This window comes from Bradyrhizobium sp. CSS354 (genome assembly GCF_029051725.1).
Lineage (GTDB): Bacteria > Pseudomonadota > Alphaproteobacteria > Rhizobiales > Xanthobacteraceae > Bradyrhizobium.
This window is the reverse complement of sequence record NZ_JAACFU010000081.1, coordinates 1-729: the sequence shown is the minus strand read 5'-3', so window position 1 is coordinate 729 and position 729 is coordinate 1. Positions and strand designations below refer to the sequence as shown.

1 protein-coding gene and 1 pseudogene are annotated in these 729 nt (G+C 61.7%); one reads left to right on the top strand and one right to left on the bottom strand.

Translation table 11 applies throughout. The features are described 5' to 3' along the window. Positions 1–142: pseudogene (locus GWG67_RS38740) on the bottom strand (IS5/IS1182 family transposase); the annotation flags it as partial. Positions 143–229: 87 nt separating this feature from the next. Between GWG67_RS38740 and GWG67_RS39215 the strand changes: the two are divergent. After that, positions 230–556, top strand: a complete 327-nt coding sequence (locus GWG67_RS39215; protein ID WP_369335514.1) for a transposase — start codon at positions 230–232, stop codon at positions 554–556. Positions 557–729 lie beyond the last annotated feature (173 nt).

Genomic DNA, 729 nt, shown 5'->3' with positions numbered 1-729 from the left:
ACAGCCCGTAAGTGTGCTTGAGCAACAGCAGCCCGATCATGAACCGGGTCTCGATCCCGGGCCGGCCATTCTCGCTGTAGAGCGGCGCGACCTCGCCGTCGATCCAGTCCCAATCGATCTTGCCGGCAAGCAGAACCAACTGTAAGCGGGGCTGCGAGGCCCATCAGATTGTTTGTGCGTAGACCTGTGAGCGCCGTTAGAAGAGTCATCTTCTGGAAGGGTGCTCACAATGGACGACCATTCGGACGACATAAGACGACCGTTGTCACCGCGCATAGAAGTGTACGCCGGCGGCGGCCGGAAACAGTGGCCAGATGATTTGAAGGAGCAGATTGTCGCGGACAGTCTCGAGCCGGGCGCGATCGTAACAGATGTCGCACGTCGCCATGGCTGCCGGCCCCAGCAGGTGCATGACCGGCGGCGCCGGGCGCGTTCAGGTCAACTGGTGCTGCCAGCTGCGGGGGGAGCACTGTCGTTTGTGCCGTTGGTGTCGGAATCGTCGCCATCGGTGGCTGCAGCTCCCTCCGGGTCGCCGGAAGCAGCCGTTGACGGTTGAGCTCCATGGGGCACGAGTTGAGGTGCGAGGGACGCCTGGCCTTGCCGTGTTGAGTGATGTGTTCTTAGCGCTTCGACGGACACGTTCATGCTGACGCCGCCTGCGAGCCTTACGATTTACGTAGCGACGCAACCTGTGGACTTCAGAAAAGGCGCAGATGGCCTGGCGCTGTT

Excerpts from the sequence above, each read along its gene's own strand:
- GWG67_RS39215 (WP_369335514.1), top strand. The coding sequence starts at position 230 with ATGGACGACCATTCGGACGACATAAGACGACCGTTGTCACCGCGCATA.